The 24,392-nt window shown below is 46.9% G+C and carries 18 protein-coding genes and 1 pseudogene; 15 read left to right on the top strand and 4 right to left on the bottom strand.

The features are described from left to right. Positions 1-239: 239 nt before the first annotated feature. Together GON22_RS24405 and GON22_RS24410 are read right to left on the bottom strand one after the other, a co-directional pair. Positions 240-1,112, bottom strand: a complete 873-nt coding sequence (locus GON22_RS24405) for a GNAT family N-acetyltransferase (RefSeq protein ID WP_160398686.1) — start codon at positions 1,110-1,112, stop codon at positions 240-242. Between the two features lie 80 nt (positions 1,113-1,192). Beyond that, positions 1,193-1,969: an arylamine N-acetyltransferase family protein gene (locus GON22_RS24410; RefSeq protein ID WP_160398687.1), complete on the bottom strand. Its 777-nt coding sequence runs from the start codon at positions 1,967-1,969 to the stop codon at positions 1,193-1,195. 144 nt (positions 1,970-2,113) lie between these two features. On the opposite strand from GON22_RS24410, the gene GON22_RS24415 reads away from it, so the two are divergent. The 3 genes from GON22_RS24415 (at position 2,114) to GON22_RS24425 (ending at position 4,877) form a co-directional block, all read left to right on the top strand. Continuing rightward, the gene (locus GON22_RS24415) at positions 2,114-3,448 is read left to right on the top strand and encodes an aminotransferase-like domain-containing protein (RefSeq protein ID WP_160398688.1); all 1,335 of its coding nucleotides are present in this window, start codon (positions 2,114-2,116) and stop codon (positions 3,446-3,448) included. A gap of 100 nt (positions 3,449-3,548) precedes the next feature. After that, entirely contained in the window at positions 3,549-4,142 is a 594-nt protein-coding gene (locus GON22_RS24420; protein ID WP_160398689.1) for a TetR/AcrR family transcriptional regulator, read from the top strand. 57 nt (positions 4,143-4,199) lie between these two features. Further along, entirely contained in the window at positions 4,200-4,877 is a 678-nt protein-coding gene (locus GON22_RS24425) for a DJ-1/PfpI family protein (RefSeq protein WP_237179334.1), read from the top strand. A 419-nt stretch (positions 4,878-5,296) separates the two neighbouring features. Here the strand turns inward: GON22_RS24425 and GON22_RS24430 are convergent, their stop codons facing one another. Continuing rightward, positions 5,297-6,151, bottom strand: coding sequence for a helix-turn-helix domain-containing protein (locus GON22_RS24430; protein ID WP_160398690.1), 855 nt, complete (start codon positions 6,149-6,151; stop codon positions 5,297-5,299). Positions 6,152-6,297: 146 nt separating this feature from the next. Here GON22_RS24430 and GON22_RS24435 point away from each other — a divergent pair, with 146 nt between their 5' ends. The 9 genes and pseudogenes from GON22_RS24435 to GON22_RS24475 all read left to right on the top strand — a co-directional run bounded on the left by GON22_RS24435 (position 6,298) and on the right by GON22_RS24475 (position 15,490). Beyond that, on the top strand, positions 6,298-8,757 hold the full coding sequence (locus tag GON22_RS24435; RefSeq protein ID WP_160398691.1) for a beta-mannosidase: 2,460 nt from the start codon (positions 6,298-6,300) through the stop codon (positions 8,755-8,757). 125 nt (positions 8,758-8,882) lie between these two features. After that, positions 8,883-9,364 (top strand): annotated as a pseudogene (locus GON22_RS24440) (dihydrofolate reductase family protein). 152 nt (positions 9,365-9,516) lie between these two features. Next, positions 9,517-9,948: an SRPBCC family protein gene (locus tag GON22_RS24445; RefSeq protein ID WP_160398692.1), complete on the top strand. Its 432-nt coding sequence runs from the start codon at positions 9,517-9,519 to the stop codon at positions 9,946-9,948. Between the two features lie 146 nt (positions 9,949-10,094). After that, the gene (locus GON22_RS24450; protein ID WP_202113489.1) at positions 10,095-11,936 is read left to right on the top strand and encodes a UbiD family decarboxylase; all 1,842 of its coding nucleotides are present in this window, start codon (positions 10,095-10,097) and stop codon (positions 11,934-11,936) included. A gap of 191 nt (positions 11,937-12,127) precedes the next feature. Beyond that, the gene (locus GON22_RS24455) at positions 12,128-12,751 is read left to right on the top strand and encodes a hypothetical protein (RefSeq protein WP_160398693.1); all 624 of its coding nucleotides are present in this window, start codon (positions 12,128-12,130) and stop codon (positions 12,749-12,751) included. 231 nt (positions 12,752-12,982) lie between these two features. Further along, on the top strand, positions 12,983-13,390 hold the full coding sequence (locus GON22_RS24460) for a MerR family transcriptional regulator (protein ID WP_160398694.1): 408 nt from the start codon (positions 12,983-12,985) through the stop codon (positions 13,388-13,390). 62 nt (positions 13,391-13,452) lie between these two features. Next, on the top strand, positions 13,453-14,415 hold the full coding sequence (locus GON22_RS24465; protein WP_160398695.1) for an alpha/beta hydrolase: 963 nt from the start codon (positions 13,453-13,455) through the stop codon (positions 14,413-14,415). Positions 14,416-14,471: 56 nt separating this feature from the next. Continuing rightward, on the top strand, positions 14,472-15,128 hold the full coding sequence (locus GON22_RS24470; protein WP_160398696.1) for a hypothetical protein: 657 nt from the start codon (positions 14,472-14,474) through the stop codon (positions 15,126-15,128). 44 nt (positions 15,129-15,172) lie between these two features. Next, the gene (locus GON22_RS24475) at positions 15,173-15,490 is read left to right on the top strand and encodes a hypothetical protein (RefSeq protein WP_160398697.1); all 318 of its coding nucleotides are present in this window, start codon (positions 15,173-15,175) and stop codon (positions 15,488-15,490) included. Positions 15,491-15,557: 67 nt separating this feature from the next. On the opposite strand, the gene GON22_RS24480 is transcribed toward GON22_RS24475, so the two are convergent. Then, positions 15,558-16,151 (bottom strand): YdeI/OmpD-associated family protein, encoded by a 594-nt coding sequence (locus GON22_RS24480; protein ID WP_160398698.1) that lies wholly within the window; start codon positions 16,149-16,151, stop codon positions 15,558-15,560. Between the two features lie 124 nt (positions 16,152-16,275). Between GON22_RS24480 and GON22_RS24485 the strand changes: the two genes are divergently transcribed. From GON22_RS24485 to GON22_RS24495, 3 genes are all read left to right on the top strand, one after another. After that, positions 16,276-16,923 (top strand): hypothetical protein, encoded by a 648-nt coding sequence (locus tag GON22_RS24485; RefSeq protein ID WP_160398699.1) that lies wholly within the window; start codon positions 16,276-16,278, stop codon positions 16,921-16,923. Positions 16,924-17,691: 768 nt separating this feature from the next. After that, the gene (locus tag GON22_RS24490; protein WP_160398700.1) at positions 17,692-20,106 is read left to right on the top strand and encodes a hypothetical protein; all 2,415 of its coding nucleotides are present in this window, start codon (positions 17,692-17,694) and stop codon (positions 20,104-20,106) included. 50 nt (positions 20,107-20,156) lie between these two features. After that, positions 20,157-24,392, top strand: a 4,236-nt coding sequence (locus GON22_RS24495; protein ID WP_160398701.1) for an RHS repeat protein, incomplete at its 3' end; no start/stop codon positions are given.

Genomic DNA, 24,392 nt, shown 5'->3' on the forward strand with positions numbered 1-24,392 from the left:
AACTGGCAGATTGAAAAAATGTGGTAAATAAACCGATTTAGGATCTAAAAAAAGACATCCGCCTCTAAAAAAAGGAGGTAGATGTCTTTTTTACAGTTTCGCGAGATAAAAGTGTAAGGTTTTTCAGCGGCCTCGAAAAACCTGCCCTATTGGCGGGAAAGCGGCACCAGGCGCCGAATAGGGCGGGTTAGCGCTAAAACATAGCAAAAAGAGGGGGGGCCCCCTCTTCACATAGCCAACTATTCCAGCTCGATATAATAACGAATTTCCTCGCTGACGACGCCAAAACCGACCCCTTCGTAAAGGGACAAAGCAGCATGGTTGGCCGTCAGTACCATTAGGTTTGCGGAAGGCAGGCCATGTGACTTCAAATCATGCAAGGCTTGCGTCAGCAAATATTTGGCACAGCCGCGATTGCGCCAAGGCTCCCGCACGAATACGTCCTCAATCTCTCCTTCGCCATCCTCTTCCCAGGCCATTAGCCCAGCGATAATCGTTTCCCCTTGGCGAACGATCATGGATTTCCATAGCGGTTGATTCTTATGTCTAGCAAGCTTCTCGATCCCAATCGGAGCAGAAGTCCAGATCTCGGCATCCAGCTCGAGATATTCGCGTTCCTCTTCTGGCGTATCCATCATCCAGTGGGAGAACCGAAAGCTCTCGTGCAGCGCTAGATCGGCGATAGGCTCGTTTAAATCCCGTTTCATGCTGAACAAGCTGTTGAGGTGGCGATAACCCTTTTGGACAAAAAAATGATTGTTGGCTGTTTCAGAAGCTGCATTGCCTACGCACAAGTTCGTTCCATATTCGCTTGGCAACGCTCTCTTCAACTCTAAGGCCCTCAAGTAGAGATGGTGGTAGACAGCTTCCAGCAGCAGCGAGTCATTAGCTCGTTCAGGCACGGTTTTCAGATTGAGGTAGATCGCATGTTTGCTATCCGAGGGCCGGTCGGGAGGGACCGTGTTCATAATCTCGACTTGCCCTTTCGCAACCATTCGGCCATTCTCAAACGCACAATACACGTTGCACCAATTGTTTTCGGCACCTACCCACCAGAAAACAGCGTTCCCATCAGCTTTGACCGATTCGTATAGCTCGCTAAGCATTGCCATGTCCTCATGGCAGAAGTTACGGATGATGATTTCAGTCGACGATAAGCTCAGGTACAATACCCCTTTCGATGTAGCGTGAACTATTTTCCAAAATAAACCTTCCGCAGCTCTTCGAACTGCTCCTCTTCGATCTGCTCTTTGCTTAATTGCCCATTTGTCCAACGAGTAAGTGAGTTCTGCGTTAAGGTCACGCTGCCCTCCGGCGTCAGCCTTGTAATAACAGGCGTCTTATTAAATTTAGAAAGGGGATGCTCCACGACAATTCGTTGGATTTCATTGCTGTCCACGAGATCGGTAATCGCGCGCTCCGAGTCAAAGGTATAGCCAGTTCGCCAGTCCTCATCCTTATGCTTAAGCTTCATCTCGAACACATAATTCCCTATCGCATGCTCCGCCCGCCGTATCCGAAACTCTCCGTTCGCTGAAGCTACCGTCTCGCCAGTTAGAGGGACAGGCACTAGCGGGTGATTGCCACCGAACCCCGAATCAATAATGTACAACTGGCCTTCATGCTTGAGCAAAATGCTTATATGCGTGCGGCCATGCGTGTAATACGCACCTATCTCATGGTCATAGACAACGCTGCGTGTCATCACGACATCTAGCCCATTGCGGAGCAAGAACAGATAGAGCAGCGTATTGATCTCGTAACATAAGCCGCCTTCGCGATTCACCAGAATTTTGTCAACGACATACTCCTCCGTAACGGGGTTAATGTTGTTGTCCATGATGCACAGGTTTTCAAAAGGGACCGTGACGGCCGTCAAGGCGAGCACTTCAGGCAAACGCTCGAACGTTAATGCGCCTTGATCCGAGTAGCCGATGCGGGCGCGAAACAAATCATTCAGATTATTCATTCATCGTTCCTCCAAACTCTATCGAATCGTTAGTTCTATCGTAGAGCGAATTGTGATCTTTCACTATACCCTTTTGCTGCAACTGTATCGATACAGTCGTAGCCTTCGTTTATAATGAATAAGGAAAGGGAGGGGAGAGCGGGCATGAAAAAATATGCAGCGATACTTTCGGATATGGAGCAGAAGCTCGACGACGGCCATTACCGTTCCGGCGAAAAGCTGCCATCCGTTCGAAATGCCGCGAAGGCCTACGGCTGCAGCACAAGCACGATCATTCGCGCATATGGGGAACTTGAGAAACGGCACGCGATCTACACCATCGCACAGAGCGGCTATTACGCAGTCGAGCGGCCTGGGGCATCATTTAATCATGACGGGAGCGGCCAGATTGACTTGTCTTCGGCTTCGCCAGATTTGAACGTTTTTCCCTATCGTGATTTTCAGCATTGTTTAAATAAGGCGATCGACACCTATAAATACAATTTGTTTACCTATGGGGATTCACTTGGGCTGGATAAGCTGCGCCTGACGCTGTCTTCGCATCTAGCGGGCGATCAGGTTTTTGCGAAGCCGGAACGGATTGTTGTTACATCAGGTGCGCAGCAGGCGCTTGAGATTTTGGCCAAAATGCCTTTTCCAAACGGAAATAAGGCCGTTCTGGTTGAACAGCCGAGCTATAAAATCTATTTGCGTTTTTTGGAGACAGAGGGCATCCCGGTAAGGGGAATTGCCCGTCGTGAGACAGGGATTGACCTTCGCGAGCTGGAGGAGCAGTTCAAGCATGGCGGAATTAAATTTTTTTACACGATGTCGCGCTACCATAACCCGCTGGGCACAACGACTAGCGTAGAGGAACGGAAGGCAATTGCTGCGTTAGCAAGCAAGCATAACGTCTATGTCGTCGAGGATGATTATATGGCGGATTTAGGCGAGGAACAGGGCTTCGAACCGATCTATGCTTATAACCGAACGTCACATATCGTGTATCTCAAAAGCTTCTCGAAGATCATATTCCCAGGGCTTCGAATCGGAGCGGCCGTTCTGCCGGAGCAATTGCTAGAGACATTCCGTTCGTACAAAAGATATGCGGACACGTCTTTATTGTCCCAAGCGGCACTAGAGATCTATATTAAGAACGGCATGTACGAGCGGCATAAGCGCAAAATTTACAGCCAGTACGCTTTGCGGATGCGCGCGTTGCAGGATGCAGTGGAGCGGCATAACCAAGCGGGAACCATTACGCTAGCTGGTACGGGCTCAGGCATTTATGTCCAGTTTAAGCTGCCGCAGGCCGTCAATCTGGAGCAATTGGCGAAGCGGCTGGAGAAGCGGGGAATTATCGTCGAATTAAGCAAAGGCTGTTATCTGACTGATTACTTAGAGCGCGAGAAGTTTTTGCGCATTAGCATATCAAGGGCGAGGCTGGACCAGATCGAGGAAGGCGTTCGGGCAATCATCGAGGAGGTGAAGCGGGGCTGAGTGCCCTGGGCGCTAACCTTAGCCTTGACGGATGGTAAGGTATCCAGTAATATACAACGAGAGACCGAACGGTCTCTCGTTCGTTAGGAGGAATGTGCGCATGCGAAGCGGACAAAATACGAGAAGCATGATCATAGCGAAGTCTGCCGTGTTATTTAACGAGCAGGGTTATTCTGGTTCTTCAATGTCTGATATTATGGATGCGACGGGGCTGAAGAAAGGCGGCATTTACCGGCATTTCAGAAACAAGGATGAGCTTGCGCTTGAAGCGTTTGGCCATGCTGTTGAGGTGCTGCGAAACACCTATCGTGCTGCGGTGGCCGGGAAGGAATCGGCAGAAGATAAGCTGCTCTCCGTATTATCGGTTTACCATAATGTTGCAGAAGCGCCGCCCTTGCAAGGGGGATGCCCGCTGCTTAACACTGCAATCGATACGGATGATACGCATTCGGCTTTAAATCGAAGAGCGCGCGAGGTGATGGATGAATGGTTAGCTTTTGTCGAATCCATTCTCGAAGCTGGCATGCAAACGAAGGAGTTCCGGGCGGATCTGGATGTGAGGGAGGTCGCGATTTTTCTCACGTCGGCTTTTGAAGGCAACATTATGATGGGCAAGCTGTACAATGACAATAGCTACGTCTCGCGATATTTGAACCAGCTGAAGCATTATTTGAATTGCTGCGTAAAGCAGTAATTTTTTTGATTGATAGAGACCGAATGGTCTCTGACTAGTTGTTGAGGGGGCTATGAAATGAAGGATAAGAGGAACGCTGGGATGGGCAATGAAAGAAACAAGCAATGGCAGGTAGGCATTTTATTGTTTGACCATGTGGACGTGTTGGATTATTCGGGGCCATATGAGGTGTTCTCCCTTACGGTTTGGGAAGCGGCTCAGGTGCCGCTGCTGCTGATGAATCGCATAGCGGCAGAAGATAAGCCATTTTGCGTGAAGACGGTCTCGCAGGATGGACAGCTTGTAACGGCACACAATGGTTTGAAAATACAACCGGATTACAGCTTTCATGACCATCCCGCATTCGATATCACCATCATTCCGGGGGGACCGCTGAATGCGGTCAAGTCGGGCAAAAACAACGCCGAATTGCTGCAATGGATTGTAAGCCAGCACCGCTGCGGCAGTTGGGTTGCATCCATTTGTTCAGGTGCCATCATGCTTGCGGAAGCGGGATTGTTAGTGAATAAGCAGGCAACGACAAACGCTTTTGCAATGGATTATTTAGCGGAGGGCTATCCAAGCACGGAAGTTGTGCAGAATGTGCGGTTCGTGGACAATGGGGATATTTTTACCTCGGCTGGCGTTTCCGCTGGAATTGACCTATCCTTTCATATGGTGGCGAGGCTGCTCGGCCAGGAAGTTGCCCGTACGACTTCGCTCACGATCGAATATCCGTACTACGAACCTAATTGATCACGGACGTGGATGACAAATTCGGCATAAAGTGGCAGGTTAGTACGGAAGCGCAAATGCCGCAAGGTTAGGCAAGCTGCTGGCAGGCTGAGAGTAAGCGGGTGCCCCTTAAGCAGTTCTGCTTAAGGGGCACCTATTTTCTAACGGACTCCAGCGCCGCTATTACCTTCCAAAAGCGCCTGTTGCTAATCGTAACGGACTCCACGGCCGTTATTTCGCTATTTTGTTGCACCGTGAGGGCGAAATGCGCCAAATAGCGGCTGCTCAGTCCGTTAGAATATAAATACGGCTGATTGTGAGCAAATAAGGGCTGCTCGGTCCGTTACAATATGCCAACAAACGGTTCTATTGTGTTGCAAATAGAGAAGGGTGTCCCCAAGCCTATGCTTCGGGGACACCCTCATTTTTTGCGCGATGAATCACGGTTTTCCTGCTGCCATGCGAATTTTGCGATAATCGAGCGGCGTCATATGGAAGGCTCGCTTGAACAAATGGTGAAAGTGGCTCAGATTGTTAAAGCCTGCTGTAAACGCGATATCGGTTATGCTGAGCTGGGACGCCACAAGCAAGTCTTTGGTATAGCCAAGCTTTAGCTGATTGATGTAGGAAATGGGCGTCGTATGCATCCATTCCTTGAACACGCGGTTAATATGGCCGGCACTGCGGCCGGCTAGCTCATATAGGCGAGGCAGCCCCGCGGTAAAATGCTCTTCCCGTTGCATCTGAATGAGCAGCGATTCCAGCCAATCCGGCATTCGCTCTTCTGGCGCTGCCTGATGGCTCCAGAAATGCCGCACGAGCAAGTCTGTGAGAAGCCCTCGCAGCTGCATCTCCTGCGCCTTGCCATCTACGGCCATGGCCCGGATGCGGTCCAGCCGATTAACCATTTCTTCTTTTTCCAATAAGGGCATATGCGCCATGGGAGGAGAGCCGGGCTGAAGCAGCCGATTATAGCCGAATGGTTCACCGAGAAATTCGAAGGCGGCAGCCATGCCATTTTGCGTAAAACAGATGTTAATAAAGGAGCAGTCTGAATCGCCGTCATAGGCATAGGCATGGCAATCATCTGGCCTTATGAACACAAGCATGCCTTCCGTTAATGGCTCTTGTTTGCCGTTCACGAGATGGATGGCTGAGCCGCTTGTTATGAGAAACAGCTCGAAGAAATCATGGGTGTGGAGCGGTGAAGCATAAGCGAGGGAACTGATGGTGAAGAAATGGGATTCGACACCGGGACCAAGATGGGCTTCGGCCGTATATTTTAACATTTCCATAAGGGAGCTACCTCTCGAATTAGAATTGATAATGTTAAAATACCACACAATTCATGTTTCGAAAATACAAGTATTAACGGGAGAATGCCGATAAAATGGGGTTTATAAATCATAAAATGACACAATAGCGAAGTGGGGAAATAGAGATGGTAATCTTGGACTTGTGCGGGCGTTGGCAGATGCGGAAACTGGAGGATGCCGAATGGATCGAGGCTACCGTGCCGGGCTCGGTATATTCTGATTTGCTGAACGCGGGCTTGATGGACGACCCTTATTATCGGGCTAACGATCTTGATGCCATCAAGCTGTCGGAGTTTGATTATGAATATAGGCGGACGTTCGAGCTTGATGAGGCGCTGCTGAGCCATGACCGCGTCCTGCTGCGGTTTGAAGGATTGGATACGCTTGCAGAAATTGAATTGAACGGCCAGGCAATTGCACATGTTGAAAATATGCATCGAACCTACGAGTTTGATGTGAAAGGCAAGCTGCTGCGCGGAGTGAACGAGCTGCGTATCGTATTCCGTTCGCCTTTGCGATTCATTCGGGAGAAGCAAGAAGCGAATCCGGTCTGGGGGGCGAACGGCGTAGAGGGCTTCCCCCATCTTCGTAAAGCACATTACATGTTCGGCTGGGATTGGGGGCCTGCGCTCCCAGATATGGGCATATGGCGCGCGGTTTCAATTGTTGGCATGTCGATCGCCCGTCTGGATGAGGTGTATGTTACCCAACAACATCAAGAGGATCTGGTCCAGCTCGATGTCCGCATTGGATTGGATAATTGGTCAGGTGAGCCGCTTGCTGTAGCACTCACGCTTCGTGCGCCCAATGGCGATTCGTTCCATGAACAGATTACGGCGACAAGCGCAACGGAGCATGTCCCGCTGACGGTTCATTTCCCTGAAATCTGGTGGCCTAATGGCTTCGGTGAGCAGCCGTTGTACACGCTCGAAGTTGCCGTGAAGGATAGGAACGGGGCAGAAATTGACCGCAGGGAGATGCGGATCGGGCTGCGAACCATTACGGTGACGCAGCAGGATGACCAATGGGGACGTTCGTTTTCGTTCTGCGTGAATGGCTACGATATATTCGCGATGGGCGGCAATTATATCCCGGAGGACAACATTATCGCACGGGGCAACCGTGGCAGGACAGAGCGCCTAATCCAAGACTGCGTTGCAGCGAATTTTAACTGTATCCGGGTATGGGGCGGCGGTTATTATGCGGATGATGATTTTTACGATCTCTGTGATGAATACGGGCTAATTGTCTGGCAGGACCTCATGTACGCTTGCGCGGTCTATGATTTCACTGAATCATTCAAAGCCAACATTACTGAGGAAACGATTCAAAATATGAAGCGGATTCGCCACCATGCGTCACTGGGCATGTGGTGCGGCAACAATGAGATGGAATGGGCGTGGGTGGACTGGAACCTGAACCAGAGCTTGAAGCTTAAGTCCGATTATATTAAGCAGTTCGAGACCGTGTTACCGGAAATCGCGAAGCAGATCGACCCGAATACGTTCTACTGGCTTGCTTCGCCATCGTCAATGGGCAGCTTCGACCAACCGAACAGCGAGAATTTCGGCGATATGCATGATTGGAGCATTTGGCATGGGCGCAAGCCGTTCACGGATTTCCGTAACCGGTATCCACGATTCATGTCCGAGTTCGGGCTGCAATCGTTCCCGAGCATGAAGACGATCGAGACGTTTACGCTTCCGGAGGACCACAATATTTTCTCTTATGTGATGGAGGATCATCAGAAGCACCCGGATGGCCTGGCACCGATGGTGCATTACGTCTCACAATATTTTAAGTTCCCAAGCAGCTTCGAGCAATTCCCGTACGTATCCCAGCTTATCCAAGCGGAAGGCGTACGCTATGGCGTCGAGCATTGGCGCCGCAATCGCGGGCGCTGCATGGGTGCAACGTACTGGCAATTGAACGATTCTTGGCCGGTAGCGTCATGGGCGAGCATCGATTATTACGGCAGATGGAAAGCGCTCCATTATGCGGCTAAGCGGTTCTTCGCGCCTGTGCTCGTCTCCGCATTCGAAGAAGGCACGTCGGCAACGCTTTACGTCAGCAATGAGCAATTGGGCAGCGTGGATGGCACACTCATCTGGTCGCTTCGGGATCGGTATTCGGCGATCATAACGAGCGGAGAAGTGAACGTGCATGCGAAGGCGCTGTCATCAGCTGCGTTCGTTACGCTTGATTTGGCGGAACACCTCGATACGCTGGAGAAGAAGCGTACGCATTATTTGGCATACGCGTTCCATATCGATGGGGAAGCAGCCAGCTCGAACGCAACGATTTTTGTGCCAGCGAAGCACTTCGAGCTACTGTCGGCGACGCTTAGCTGCCATGTCGAAGAGCATGGCGATGCGTTCGAGATTCAGCTGTGCGCAAGCGCGTTCGCTATGTTCATTGAGTTGGAGTTGAGCGAAGCAGACGGGGTGTTCAGCGATAACTACTTCCATTTGTCCGCGGGAGAAGTTAAGCCGGTTACGCTTGCGAAAGCCTCGTTATCGCAGATGCTCACGAAGGAGCAGGTAGAGCAACAGCTGCAATGCAGGAGCTTGGTTGAGAGTTATTGAGGACGAGTTGATTTATTGATGTAGACGGCCATCACTTCATCGTGATGGTCGTTTTTATTATTTAGGCTATATTTTAAATGAATGCCAACGGCCGCCAGTAATTTAAGTTCATACGCCAAGTTTCGATCGACGGAAAGTTAACGCTTGGCGCAGGCAGCTCTAGCAAACAGCTATTTTCGCTATTTTCTAATGAAGATATGGCATTCAGTCATCAATTCCGTGGCTATGTGCAGGGCATTATGGTAGGCAAAAATACGATTCATAACAATAATCCGTTCCTAACGAACCGTTATGAGGACGATAAAAATCCAATTCGGATTGTACCGCCGGCAACGATGGAAATAGATATGAACAGCAATGTGCTGTCCGATGATGGACGGACGAAATGGTTGAAGGCGGCGGTTTTCTGAATTGGCATGTATTTAATCAGGGCCTCGTAGATGAAATCATCCTTATGCAGCTGCCGATCATTATCGGCGGTGCTGACAATATTACGCTTGCGGATGGCGAGGGCTATCATGATCTTGCTTTTGTCAAAAAGTATAAAGTCGTTGAAGTAAAGCGAAGGGAAAACTACACGCTTATGCGATATAAGAAAGTGGTCTAATCGATGTGAAGAAGCATTCCCATCGGATGCCATTTTCTAGCTGCTGGGCAGGAATGTCCAATCCCTGCACGAATATTACAAGAGAGGAAGCTTGCAGGAGGAACGCTGACAGGCACACAGACAAACAATTGGACAAAATGGAGTGATTAATGATGGAATCGAAAAGAAATGAAGCTACACCGCAAACTGTCGGCCTGACGGCTGCTGCGGGATACCAAATTGGCGTACGCCGGACACTGCCAATGTCTGCCGAGGAGGCATGGGCGTTTCTAATTTCTACGGAGGGATTAGCGCTGTGGCTAGGAGACGTTCAGCCTCCTGCATTTCAGCAAGGCGAGAACTTCGGCGATCGGGAGGGGATATCGGGCCAATTCCGAGTCATCAAGGAAAACCAGCAACTGCGCCTGAAATGGAAGCTGCCGAAATGGGAGCATGATTCCACGCTGCAGATTCGTTTGATTCCGGCTAAGACAGGGACGACGGTCAGTTTTCATCAGGAAAACTTGGACAATGCGCATACTCGCGAAGCGATGAAGCAGCATTGGGAGGACGTCATTAATAAGATGAAAGAGCACGCCAACTGAAGGCGTGTTTTTTATTTGATGCTAAACGGCCGAAAAAATAACACCATAATGAATAGGCTCGGCCTTCAGTTGAGGCTATAATGATACATAGCAGTGTTCAAAGCACAACATATATTCATTAAGCTTCTTGGGATAGGAGTACGCAGATGATCTACCGCAATTTAGAAGAGTGTGTCAATGATTTGGAAAAGCACGGGCATCTCGTTCGCATTCGCGAGGAAGTTGATCCCCATCTGGAGATGGCGGCACTTCACTTGAAGGTGTTCCAGGCAGGCGGCCCTGCCCTTTTGTTCGAGAATGTGAAAGGCTCGAAATTCCGCGCGGTATCCAACCTGTTCGGAACGGTGGAGCGCAGCAAGTTTATTTTTCGGCAAACATGGGATTCGGTTCAAGACGTAATTGCTCTGCGCAACGATCCCGTTAAGGCGATGAAAAATCCGTTTAAGCATGTGCGCACGGGCCTTGCGGCTCGGCATGCGTTGCCGATGAAGCAGAGTGCCAAGCCTGCGGAGATGCAAGAAGTTAACATCTCAGACCTGCCTTTAATCAAGCACTGGCAAGGGGACGGCGGCGCTTTCGTGACGCTGCCGCAGGTTTACTCCGAGGACCCGGACAAGCCGGGCATTATGAATTCGAATCTCGGCATGTACCGCGTTCAGCTAAGCGGCAATGATTATGAGATGGATAAGGAAGTCGGCATCCATTACCAGATCCATCGCGGCATCGGCATCCATCAGGACCGGGCGAATCGGAAGGGTGAGCCGCTGAAGGTAAGCATTTTTGCAGGGGGCCCTCCTGCGCATACGCTGTCGGCCGTTATGCCGTTGCCGGAAGGCATGAGCGAGCTGACGTTCGCGGGCTTGCTCTCGGGACGGCGGTTCCGCTATAGCTATGCCGATGGCTTCTGCATTAGCAACGATGCTGATTTTGTCATTACGGGCGAAATTCATCAGGGCGAGACGAAGCCGGAAGGGCCATTCGGCGATCACTTGGGCTATTACAGCCTGACGCATCCGTTTCCAGTCATGCGTGTGCACAAGGTGTATGCTCGGCCGAATGCGATTTTCCCATTCACTGTCGTTGGGCGTCCGCCGCAGGAGGATACAGCGTTCGGTGCGCTTATCCATGAGCTGACTGGTGATGCGATTAAGCAAGAAATTCCGGGAGTCAAAGAGGTGCATGCGGTCGATGCAGCAGGCGTCCATCCGTTGTTATTCGCCATCGGCAGCGAGCGCTACACCCCTTACCAGCAGGTGAAGCAGCCGGCAGAGATATTGACCATTGCGAACCGCATTCTCGGAACGGGCCAACTTAGCTTAGCCAAGTACTTGTTCATGACAGCTGAGGAAAACCAGCCATTAGATACGCATGATGTTGAAGGGTTTCTGGCGTATATTCTGGAGCGAATGGATTTGAAGCGGGACATTCATTTCTACACGAATACGACGATTGATACGCTGGATTATTCGGGTACGGGGCTCAATACGGGCAGTAAAGTGATCTTTGCAGCCGTGGGGGAGAAGAAGCGGGAATTGTGCCGTGAGGTGCCAGTGCAGCTATACGATTTGCCTTCAGGGTTTGGGGGAGCAAGGCTCGTCATGCCGGGCATCGTGGCAATTCAAGGCTCTGCCTTCTCCAGCTATGCGCAAGCGCAGCAGGAAATCGACGGCTTATGCGAAGCGATCAATGCGCAAGGGGCGCTTGATTCGGCGCCGCTAATTATTTTGTGCGATGACAGCGAGTTTATGAGTGCGACGACGAACAATTTCCTATGGGCAGCCTTCACGCGCAGCAATCCGTCGCATGATATTTATGGCGTGAACAGCTTCTACGAATTCAAGCATTGGGCTTGCGATAATGTGGTGATTGACGCGCGCGTAAAGCCGCATCAAGCGCCGCCACTCATTCCAGATCAAACGGTTGAGAAGAATATCGAGCGATTTTTTGCCGAGGGCGGGAGCCTAAGCGGTGTGCATGTGAAGAAATAATGGCCGTCAATGGTTAAATAAGTGAAAAAAAGAGAAACGTAACGTGACGGCTGATTGCCTAACGTTACGTTTTTCTTGTTGGTTTAAGGCACCATTGAGCGAAATGTAAAAACTTTGGCAACCGAGATTGTGATGTCGGACTAGACTGCACAAACCGTCGAATGATATGATGGACTAGGGTGAATTAAACGATGACCAACGAGACGACGAATGAAATACCCGGCAACCTAGACGATGCCGAAACACAGCGTAAATGGGAAGAACTAATTAAGGGCGTTCTTCATAACGGCCAAGTAGCATTGAAAACGAACTTCGATCAAGTCGAAGGGCAAGTTCTGCACCATGACAATTATGGCCCGATCTTCATTTACCAAGTACAGGATAGTTCTAACAATGGATATGTATGCGGTTTCTTCCTGCGTGAACTTCTTACACGGTTCCAGGCTAACGAAGATCCGTCGGATTGGATGGCGTCCTTCTACTTCGAAATGATGAAGGCAGAAGGCGGCAGGCCGCTTCCAGATCCGCCAGGAACGGAAGAAGAAGCGAAAACGCTCATCGACCAGGTGCTCATTCCACACTGCATCAGTGTAGTGAAGGAAGAATTTGCTCCTGAAGAGGTTCATGCGGGCTTAGCGATGAATGAAGAATACGGTCCAGTCTTTGAAACTGGCTTCCCTGCAATCACAGACGGCAATAACGTATGCGCATTCCCGCTGCACCTGTTGTTCACGCAGCTGTTGCTGAACCGGGATCCATCCGATGTGCTGCTGCAAGGCTTGTACAAGATTCGGGAAGAGCATGGCTTGGAGTAAACAGGAACGGATGACAAGGCTGCCTATGGGCAGCCTTGTTGTAATAATGTAGGCAAACCTTGCGGTGTTTTTATCCGCAAGGTTTTTTTTGTTATGCGGACAGGAAATCTGCTCTAAAGGGGCGGTTGGTGAGCTAGAGTGGGAATAGGGCAGAATTTCCTGCACTGCGGGTGCAATGCTTCAACATTTGGTAAAATAGGTTGTAGTTATGCATCGGGAAGGAGACGGGAAATGGCCGGCTATTTGCGGGGGGAAATCGCTAGATTGGCAAATGTGAATACGGAAACGCTGCGTTATTATGAGAACCTGGGGCTAATCGTGCCGCCTCAGCGTTCCGATTCGGGATACCGCCTATATGCGGAGGATGTGCTTCACCGGTTAACATTTATTCAGAATGCCAAATCATGCGGATTCACGCTAAAAGAAATCAAGAAGGCGCTGGCGGCATCCGTGAACGCTTCGATCAGCATCGAGGATTTTATAACCGTTATTGATAAGAAAATGGATGCCATCCATTCCGAAATTTCAAGGAAAGAACAGACGCTGGAAGTGTTGAAGGGGCTGAAGCAAAATTTGTTGGCTAACGATAAGCATCCTGAGGTGCAATCGACGCTCAACATTTTGCACATGGAATCGTAGTTGACCTTGTACCTGCCTACAGGCTTTAGAATAACGGTATTCAAACTTGTAGGAGGAAATATATGGACAGAACGAGTGTCGAACAATTGGAGGCAATTAAGCAATTTCTTCGGCAATCAGGCAATTACGCTAGCAAGCCAGTCGAGCAAATCCGGCGGGAAATGGATGAGGCGGCGGCTCGAATGCCCCAACATACCGATGTAACGATCCAACCAGTCACGATCGGCCACATCGATGGGGAGTGGGTGATCCCAACCGATCCATTAGCGGAATTGCCAAGTGATCAGCAACCGGAGCAGCTGCGGCCGCATAACCACCGTACGATCCTTTATTTTCATGGCGGCGGGTTTATTGCGGGTTCTAGTGCATTTTATCGAGATTTAGGTGCAAGAATTGCGAAAGCTAGCGGAGCAAGTGTATTGATCGTAAACTATCGCCTTGCGCCGGAGTTTCCATACCCTGCTGCAAATGATGATTGCTTATATGCGTATCGTTGGCTATGTGAGAACGGGTACACGCCATCCCAGATTGTACTTGGTGGAGATTCCGTCGGAGGCAGCCTAGTGTTAATGGCATTGTTATCACTGCGCGATCAGGGAGAGAAGCTGCCTGCGGGAGCCTTTCTGCTTTCACCGCATACCGACCTTGTCCATCTAGATGGGGAGTCATATACGAGCCGGGCAGCGCTAGATCCGACAGGCAGTTGGGAAGGCAATCAGCGGATTTTGGACGACTATCTTGGCGGCCAATCCCCACATATCCCGTTGCTGTCGCCACTTCGATTGAATCTGCATGGCTTGCCGAATTTATTCTTGCAAGTCGGAGATCATGAGGTGCTATTAAGCGATTCGTTGCGGCTGGCGGAGCGAGCTAAGCTCGCAGGTGTCCCGGTGGAGCTCGAAGTTTGGGAGAATATGTGGAGTGTTTTTCAGGCATTGGCTTACCTGCTGCCCGAAGCGCAGCAGGCGATTGCACGTATTGGGGAGTTTGTGAAGGGGAGACTTGAAGGAAATCGCCGATGCTAGCGGGAATCCTATTGCTTGAGAAGGGCCAGTTCAATTGATAGGGGCTGGATTTAGGCATGATAAATGAAGTAGAAACTATTGAATTACAACATGTATCGCTCTCATGCAAGCCCAAACGGATGCATTTTAAACCCGTTAAAGAACAGCTACGGTTATTCTCACATGTCTTTACGCAGGGTAAGACTTACGCCATTGTAGGTGAACAGGGTAGGGGAGGCGGGGCGTTATCTTATTTGTTATCCGGTAAAGTGCAGACCAAAAGTGGCAATATTTTGATTAACAATAAGATAAACGAAGCTCATGTATTTCAACCAATAGGGTGGTATGTAGGGGAAGACGGCAAAAGTAGTTTCGCATCGCGATTAGGCATGAAAAAGCAAAAGACGATTCGAGAGCAGCTTGAAAATGCTCCACCAGGCAATTATTCAACGGAACAATTGATTACATTGTTTGGTTTATCTGCGTCCCGTCTAGAGCGAGAGATAAACTATATAAGCAATGAACGTTGGAATGCTTCAACGGCAATAGGGTTAGCTTATGGAAAACGAATCTTTTGTTTTCCGTGGCTTGAAGACGACATGAAAGGAATAATTAGGGCTAGGCTGAAGCTTTGTAGCTCGATTTTAAAGCAAAACAAAAGCATTTTGATCATTCCTGTTCAGAGCGATTCGATTGTCGAACAATTTGTAGATGAAATTGTATATATCGACTAAAATCAGAATATAAACCTTATAGCAGTAATAAGGAAGAGAGAAGAATGAAATATGAATTTGATTTTAAATCAGGCGAGGTCGTTTTAAACGATTTTGACTTTGACTCTTCCATTCCGTATATCGAACAAAGATTGTCGTTTAAGGAAGATATCCTTCAAGTACGCTACCACCAAGAGAAGTATGTTATTGATCTTGGATGGTACCCTGAGTTTAATTTTATTAGGGGCGGATTTAAACTTATGGTCGTCGAGGTACAAGATGGAGAATGGCATAAACTATATGTAAGAGAAACAACCTCAATCGAAGAAATTGTTGAGTATGTTTATGAAGCCATTGCGTTTGTAGAATCAATAAATGATTGACTATTGTTTTGAAAAGCCACTCTTCTGAGTGGCTTAATATGTTAAGTATAGGGAACTTCACCGAAGCTCAATCATTCAATCCTTTACCATCGAGAATCTGCTGCGCATACTTTTCAACCCTAGCCACGCGTGTTTTGGATTGCTTAGGTTGAGCAAAATGAAGAAGGTACGCGCGTTGCCGCCCAGGCGTCAATGCCTCAAAAGCCGATTTCAACGCGGGGCTCTCATCAAATTTATGTTGCAGTTCTTCAGGCATGCTGTAGTCTTCATTCTTTTTAAAATCCACTTCCAAACCGGCTATCTCCACTTCAACAGCTTCATGAATGTACGCTTTCAGGATGGACTCCATCTCAACGATTTCCTGAACATTGGTGAACCGAATCTGGCGCGCGGCCTGGACATTTTCTGTTTGTTGGATGAGAATGCCGTTAGGGTCTTTTAATAAGGAGCCTTTGTGGAACAGAAGCGCACAGTATTCTTTAAATCCATGGATCAGCACGATGTTTTTATTTTCAAAAGTGTAACAAGGATGCATCCACTTAAACTCCTCAGTCAGCTCACAGTCAAGAACGATCGCCCTTAACTTTTCGAATTCTTCCTTCCATCGTTTGGCTTTGCCTAAAAATTCATTAACCTTAGGGTTTAATGTGCGATTTGTCATTAAGGGACCTCTTTCTTTGTTATCTTCATTGCCGCAATATATAGGATTAATTGTACTGTTTTTTAGAAGAAGTATACAATGAAATTAGTTCATCCTAACCTTACAAACCTAAGGGCGATGCATTTTGAAACCAATCGGTTTACAAAACAACCCCGGACTTTATTCCGTGAAATGTGGCGAGCTATTGCGTCATTTATCACAGAAGAGGCCGGGGTTTTATGTGTTAAAAAGAGGGGGAATCGAAATGACTTCTAAAAAATACATCAATCTAGGAATTATTATTATCGTGGTGCTTGCAGTGACCTTTATAAGCAGTTGTAATGAGATAAATACGCGCTCAAAAAAAGTAACGTTTGATTTATCTGAACTAATTCAAAATGAAAACATCGATGATGTAAGTTTATCAATTTATTATGTGAACCCGCACATTCTTACTCGTTATCCTTGGAGTGTTGATCATTTAATTAAATCTAGTAGCGTTGAGAAGATTGTCATTAACGGCAGTGACTTGGAAGAACACTTTAATTCGTTTAATCAACTAAACAACATTGCCTTAATGCCAGTAAAGCATGAATCTCGCATAAATGCCCGATTGTATTATGTGCTTGAAAGCAAGAAAAACGGCAAGTTGTTCAATGTATCCATGTGGGGCGATGATAACTGTATATTTGTCAATGGGATTGAAGTTCAAGAGAATGATATTTTTTATGATTTCATAATGCCATTTTTACCTGATGATGCAGTTAAAGAATTGGAGTCGTACCTAAATTAATAAGTGATAAAAGGTTGAAGATTTATTCTCTTTCATCCAGTGCCTATTGAATCGGTCGGTAATAATCAAAGTAAATGTTAGAAGCATAGTTTGGGGTGAATGAAATGAAAATATTGAATGCATATGCGCGTAAATATGCTGAATTTTGCCCAAATTGCAACGAAGAGTTGAACTTATATTGTTACGCATCATATGGCCAAGATATTTTTAAATGTATACATTGCATAGAATACTTTAAAAAAATCCATTTACATTCCTTGGAATTAATAAAGCCTCCTTTGCTTCCATTTCTGAATTATGATAAATCTTATGCAGATTATGAAGGCTTTCCATCAAGCTACGCCTACTCTCCAAGTTGGTTAACTAAACTTCGTCAAATGAGTAACTCTTACTCTAAAAATAAGAACTGATTGATGCCATAATCAGATAAATATTAAAAAATCAATTTTATTCACTTTCTGTAAAATTGAATATGATGATACATTAAATGGTAGGTAATCAATATTTGAAGATGTGTGCTCATGGAGTTGAAAATGCGGGCTTGAGACAGGGTCGTTTTAAACAAAGCTAAAAGAAAGGGGAGATAGAGTCACTCCAGATTACTTACATTTTATAAAAATTTTATTAACTAAACTTAAGGGCGATGCATTTTGATACCAATCGGTTTACAAAACAACCCCGGTACTTTATTCCGTGAAACGTGACGATCTACTTAGTCATCTCACAGAAAAAAGACCGGGGTTTTATTTATTTGAGAGGAGCATAAACGTGAAATTCAGGAAGCTTAGAAGTTTGTTTGTATTAGTAGTTTCTATTAGTATGCTTTGGAACGTTGATTACGTAGCGATGGCAAGCCAACAAGCTGAGGGCAGTGCGATAAATAATAGGGCAGAAGAGATCGTTGTACCCGAGGCTCCAGGGATAATCAATGAAAAATCGGTGAACTCTTCGCTAGAGAAGAAAGGGAAGAAAGTAGTAAGGGAGCTTGGAGAAAAGCGGACACGAAACAGCAAACAGTTTTTGCTATCAGATGGAACGGTCCAGTACATTAGTTCTTCGACTGATATTCACTATGAAGATAATCGTGGCAGCCTAAGAAATATTAATACGGAACTTTTAGACGGAGCTGCCATTGATGTGAACAAAGCGCCGATGTCAAAAACAAATGCGAAACGAATGAAGGGCAATAAGGATAAAACAAGTGCAAAGAATCCAGAAAGCGAATACTTCCGCGCTCTAGAAGTTCCCTATGAAATTCAAGTGCCAAAGAATTTCAATACAGGGTATCGGATTGGCTATGGCGATGATGAGTTAACGTTTATTCCAGTAGGCGCTAAAGCGAGCAAAGGGAAGCTGGATCTAACAACGAAAGACAAAGTTTTGTATAAAGATGTATGGAAACAAACCGATGTGGAATTGATCACAACGAGCAGTGGAATTAAGGAAAATATTTATTTGAATAGCGACGCGGCGCCTGATTCTTTCTCGTTCGAGGTTGTAGGGGCTCTTGCCAATAATCTGACTGCTGGTGAACTCGTATTAATGCCAGCGTGGCTACAGGACAAGACCGGGGCAAAGAGAGATGTCACATTAACGAAAAGAAAAAGTGGGAATAAGATCATTGTGGATGTGAAGTGGGACAATAAAGGGCTGGTTTATCCTATCGTTATTGATCCTACGACGACGATTAGTATGGAGAATGCGATGTATGTGGATAAAGCATATCCCAATACATCATACCCTTACCAGTCAACCATGAAAGTACAAGGGATGAGTTACTACGGTTATTACAATGAAAAAATAAGCCTATTTAAATATAATATTTCGGCAATTCCGGCAGGTAGCCAAATCATTAGTAGTTCTCTGGACTTAGGGTATGCCAGCTATAATTATAACTTTTATCCGTACAATTCTGTTGGGGGATATATAGACCTTGTCGGTTACAGACTTACAAGTGGTTGGACTATATCAACAACGTACAATACAAGACCTGCGTACACGACAGATCAAGCAAGCCCTGTTGTGAGATTGACTTATCGCGGGCAAAGGCTGATATTCGACCTCAAAAGCATGACGCAATTAGCTGTAAACAATAGTAATGGCCAGCTAAATTTCGGGATCTATAGATATGCGAATGATCAAATAGATGAAGCTACATTTAATGGACTCGCATCTACAATGACGATTAATTATTCAACTTCAGCTCCTATAGTTAGTACTGGAAGCATAAGCAAGGTGAATAATATCGTCAACTTGTCATGGCAAACCCACAGCGAGAACCCGCAACTCAAATATCAAATTATCGGGATGAAAAACAATCTCTGGCAAGCGTATGATTCAGGGATCGTAAGCAGTTCATCTTCTACTCACTCTGTTGCGCTAGCCAATGGGACATGGAGTTTTGCCGTGAGGGTATTAAACAGCACGACATGGGGACCATGGTATATTTTCAACAATAATGTAAGCGTTGTTAACAATGGTATCGGTGTGAGTTACGTGTATAGCAATAGTCTTTTAAAGGAAATATTCAACAACACTACGGGTGAAAAACTGATTTTGGAATATGACCTGAACGGGAACTTGAAGAAAAAAGTGAAGGATATTTCACATACTCAATTAATTACCGATGGGAACCCTGTCGAATGGACAACAAGAACGAGGAAGATCGAAGATGGTTATGATGATTTTTTAGATACTACACTTAAGCAACCAGAGAGAGATATCCGAAGCGTGTATATGGAAAGCGATAGCACTAATTTGTATATCATGATCGAACTGGGAAGATTGCAAAACTACGATACGCTGCTTCCACATGGATATAACGACGATAATTATTTTGTTTATTTGGGAGCCACAAGTGGGACTACTGCATTAACAAGATTCGGAACGAGTCTCGCATCGCTCAATGCTTATTATGAGATTGCAAGTTGGGGATTGAACGATACAACTGTACATGAATATAAGAACGGAGCATGGCAATGGACATGGACCGGTTCGGCGGAGAATAATGGCTTCAGTTCAAGCAGGAGTTTTATAGATACGGGAGCGGCAGGGAAGGCATTTGGCGTTAGTGCCATCTTAGAGCTTAAGATTCCTCTGGCCAAAATACCGAATGCCAATTTGAGCAAGGTGTTTGTTGTAGCTGGAAGCAATACGAAAGATGTAGATATTGCTTCGAATTAATAAAGAGTTTCGATTTTGTAGAAAACATGAATCAAGAGAAGAGGGTACAAATGAGAAAAATATTGTTCATGTTACTCATATTATGTTTACTCGCAACATCTGTTTCACCGCCTGCAGCGAATAAAGCTGAAGCACAGGGCAGTTCCAGTGCTGGCTTGAGTGAAGCAGAAGCGCCTGCCAGCACTCCAAATGCGGTGCAGGATGAGTCCGTCATTTATCACTATGGGCATTTCGATGCAACACAAGTCGCTTTAATGAAGCAAGCGTTCACGCCAACGATGTTAATGGCTGCGGCGTACTATTATCCAGAGCTAACGCATTTGCTTGATCAATCTGCTATTCAGATCGTATTGGATTTGGATGATAAACAAGTTCGTGCATGGGTAGACGAAATGGGCGATGCCCAGATTGGCCAGTTGCAAAGCCTTACGCCACTGGTGGTTCAATACAATACCGAGGAAGGCTTTACGGTAACGGAGGGTGTGTATGGGGAGGATCTATCATCGCCGTCAGTGCCCGATTCGGTCTATGGCAAATCAAGTGGTTTAACTGCGCGTACAAACAGCCTAATGGCCGCTGGGGCAGGGGCAAGCAATTTGGCATACTCGATAAAGGATGCGACGTTTACCTATAAGCGTGATGTCGAAGGGGATGTCGATCCCAACCTGAGAGCGTTTCATCAGCGCGATGTTGACATTTACTTGCCGGGCCGAGAAGGGTTGGACCTCTCCTTCGTGCGCAGCTATGATTCGAACAACTCCTACACATGGGACCCTTACTATGGCTGCGAAGGGATGGTTTCAACACCTTGCAGTAAAGATGATATTGGCCAAATTCGCGATAATCTGGTTAATATGATTACCAATGTGGGGTCGAGTTCGGACATTAACTTTATTGCGAGCGGTTGGTCGCTGAACCTTCCTACGATGTCAACAAGAAGCAATCTGAGCTTGGACACGCGTATTGATGCTCAATATCCGTATGCTCCCCCTGTGGGGACGGTGCTGTATACAACGGGCAGTGCAGGGAGTTCCGGCGATATCGCTTCCTTTACGCTTGAGGATGGAACGACTTACAAATTCTTCACCTCCATGCCGAATAAGTCGATTAGCCATCCGTATGAAGATGTGAGGATGGAACTGTCAGTATACAATAGCGAGAAGCAAAGAAGAGAAGACCAATTGTACCTGAACAATGGCAAAATTAAATATGTCTTTAATAACTATGGACGGTTGATTGAGAAATCGAATGCATTTGGCGATAAAGTAACCTATGACTACGGGGACGATCCGATCTACGACGACGTGACGATCACCGATTCGTTAAATCGGAAAATCGTCATCGAACGAGGAGATGCAAACAATCGCATCACGGGAATTTCCGTCACCGATAACGGTACGTTAATCAAACGAATTGCTTATAACACCGAGTATGTAGGCAGTGGTGAGCCGATCGTTTTGAACGGGCGGGCGTATGGCGAGGGTACGTACTATACCATTACGTATTACCGGCTGTCGTCTGTCAGCGATGCGCTGAACAATAAAACGCTGAAAACGTACACGTATTATGAGCCATCGGCGAAGACGGTCGTCGATTTTGATTTGGAAGACGACTGGGTAATGCCTTATAACAGCAGCACTGACAGTGTCGTATTGGAAGAGACGGATAGCGACGGGTCCGGCATCGAGTCGCAATATGTAGACTGGCACTCGGGCGGCGAAACGTTAGCCTTATTGCTCAAAGAAGTAACGGATGATACCGGATTTACAACGACGGTTCAGTACGCTTCCTATGATAAAAATTGGAGGACGTATCCTTCCTTTAAAGAGCGAAATGCGCGCCGCGGCACGGTTCGGCTTTATTTGGACACATTCTTGCTCAAGTATTCGGGCTACTTGCCGGTCGTGAATGTTTTCTATAGCTATAAGAACAGCGATGCAGCAACTAAGACGTTGCAATTGAGCGTAACGAGAGATAACCCTGATAAGTACGACGAAGTATGGTTTAGGCCTAAACAACGCATTACCGAGGAGCCTTATAAAAAATATTTGCCGATTCATCGCTTAGAGAAGGCAGGGGCTTACCGATCCGGCGATAAGATAAGCAATTCCTTAACGTATTATTATGGGGATTACAAGACGAAAACAAGCTATTCATATACTGCAACGAAGCTGGGACAGTTCCAGTTAGACTCCCAGACGAGTGAAACGTTGCCATTAACGAATGGACTGGGCTTCTCTGCGAACGGATTTAATTATGCTTATGCGCCGAAGCTGACGGTAAGCTATCAATACGATGAGGGGAAAACACAGCCTTATCTAACGAAGATGTTCGGGGACGGGGCATCTGGGGATACGACGCCAGCTTCGATTAAAGCGTTCTTGCGTAGTGGGAATTCGCGGACATTGCCAAGCAACCTTGGGAATTACAGCACGTTGGCGAAGTCAGAGCTTGACCAGTATGGTGGCTTGATCTACCAAGAAGATGAACTTGGCAATAAAGTCGAGCGCCAATATGCAGGACCGTACCGAAGCTTAAGTTATGAGAAACAAACGGCTAGCGACGGACTATCGATTGTCGAAGCAAGCTATGTCTATAATGCAGACGGCACTATTAATAAAATGACTAAAGTTAGCAGCTATCGAGATCCGAACAATGTCAATCAAGTGCTTCAGGATACGGTTACGACGGACTATTCATCCTATACGGCCAGCAGGCTTCCGACACGCATCGTTGAAACCAGTACGGGGGCGCAGTATGCGACGAATGCTACAGTGAAAGAAATGACCTTGGAGTACGATGCCAAGCAGATGAACGTTACGAAGGAAACGTATAACGTCAAGCTCGGCAGCGGGCAAAATAAGTCTACGGTTGCCGTGCAATACACATATGATGCGTTAGACCGGGTGATTCGTGTCACTTACCCGGATAATAGTAAAGCAGAATATACGTATGACTATAAAAACCGGATTCTTACTGATACATTCGTACCTGGAGTGACGACGGCTTCTCCGCGAATGACCAGCTACGCTTATAACGATGCAAATCGTACGATTGAGATGACCATGCCCGACGGTGAACGGATTACGTCCCAATATACGCCATATGGCGAGATTGATAAGCAAATCCGGACAGTAGGGACCGAAAGCAAAATTATTCTAAAAAACGAGACGGACAGCAGCGGCCTATTATTAAAGGCAGCATTGCCTTATAACGACATTACGCAGAAAACGTCTTATCTGTATGGCGAAAACGGGGAAATAAGCGAAGCAACAAACCCATTGGGACAGAAAACATTCTTTTATTACAGCAACTTTGCCTATACGGCAAATGGTTCCGAAACCAATATGCAACAGACGGTTAAGACTGTAGAGCCTGATGGAAAAGAAACATGGACGTATAATGATAAATCAGGCCGTACGATTCGAGTCGAAGATAAGAGCCCGACGAAAATGAGGGTTACGGCCTATGCGTACACGCCTTTCGGATACTTGGCTTCTGCGAACATTTCGGGCAATGGCAAATCGCAAACGACGAGCTATGCGTATGACGCGGAAGGCCACCTGGTTCACGTCAAAGATAACCTTGGCCAGAAGTATAATTACGTGTATAACAGTGCCGGTCAAGTGACGTCAGTTAAAGTTAATGCTTCAACGAAAACGACCAATGTATTTAACGAAATCGGCCAGCTAATTCAAAAGAGCAATGCAGAGGGGCTTTCGGAATACAGCAGCTATAATCCCAACGGCTTGCTGAGCCAGAGCATTGACAAGAAAGGGCAAACGCATACGTTCACCTATACCCCTTATAATGAAGTGCAAAGGGAAAGTGTCAAAGTGGCATCAGGGGTGGAGATTTACTGGAAAGAACAGGTGTATGATCCTGCTACAAGACTGCCAACGAGAATATCTACGAGCGAGAACGAAAGCCAATCGTATGAATATGACCAATGGGGTAGGCAGACTAAGCAGATTGTCGCAGGAAAAACGTACACGGTGGGCTACGACAGCTATGATCGAATGACTTCGCTGCTTTATCCCGACAACAAAGCAGTAACGTATACTTACGATAATCTGAGCCGGTTACAGTCCGTCAATTATCCGGAGATGGGCACGGTATCGTATACGTATGAAACCAGTAACAATGCGAACAAAAGTACGGTTGCTACTCCATTTGGCACGAAGCAGGTTAAAATGACAGATGCATTTGGCGAACTGACGAGTGTAAAGCATAGCAATAGCATCGGAGTAGCTTTATGGACGGAAACATTCGGATATGACGGGATG

This window comes from Paenibacillus sp. MMS18-CY102 (assembly GCF_009789195.1).
In the GTDB taxonomy this organism is placed as follows: Bacteria; Bacillota; Bacilli; order Paenibacillales; family Paenibacillaceae; genus Paenibacillus_T.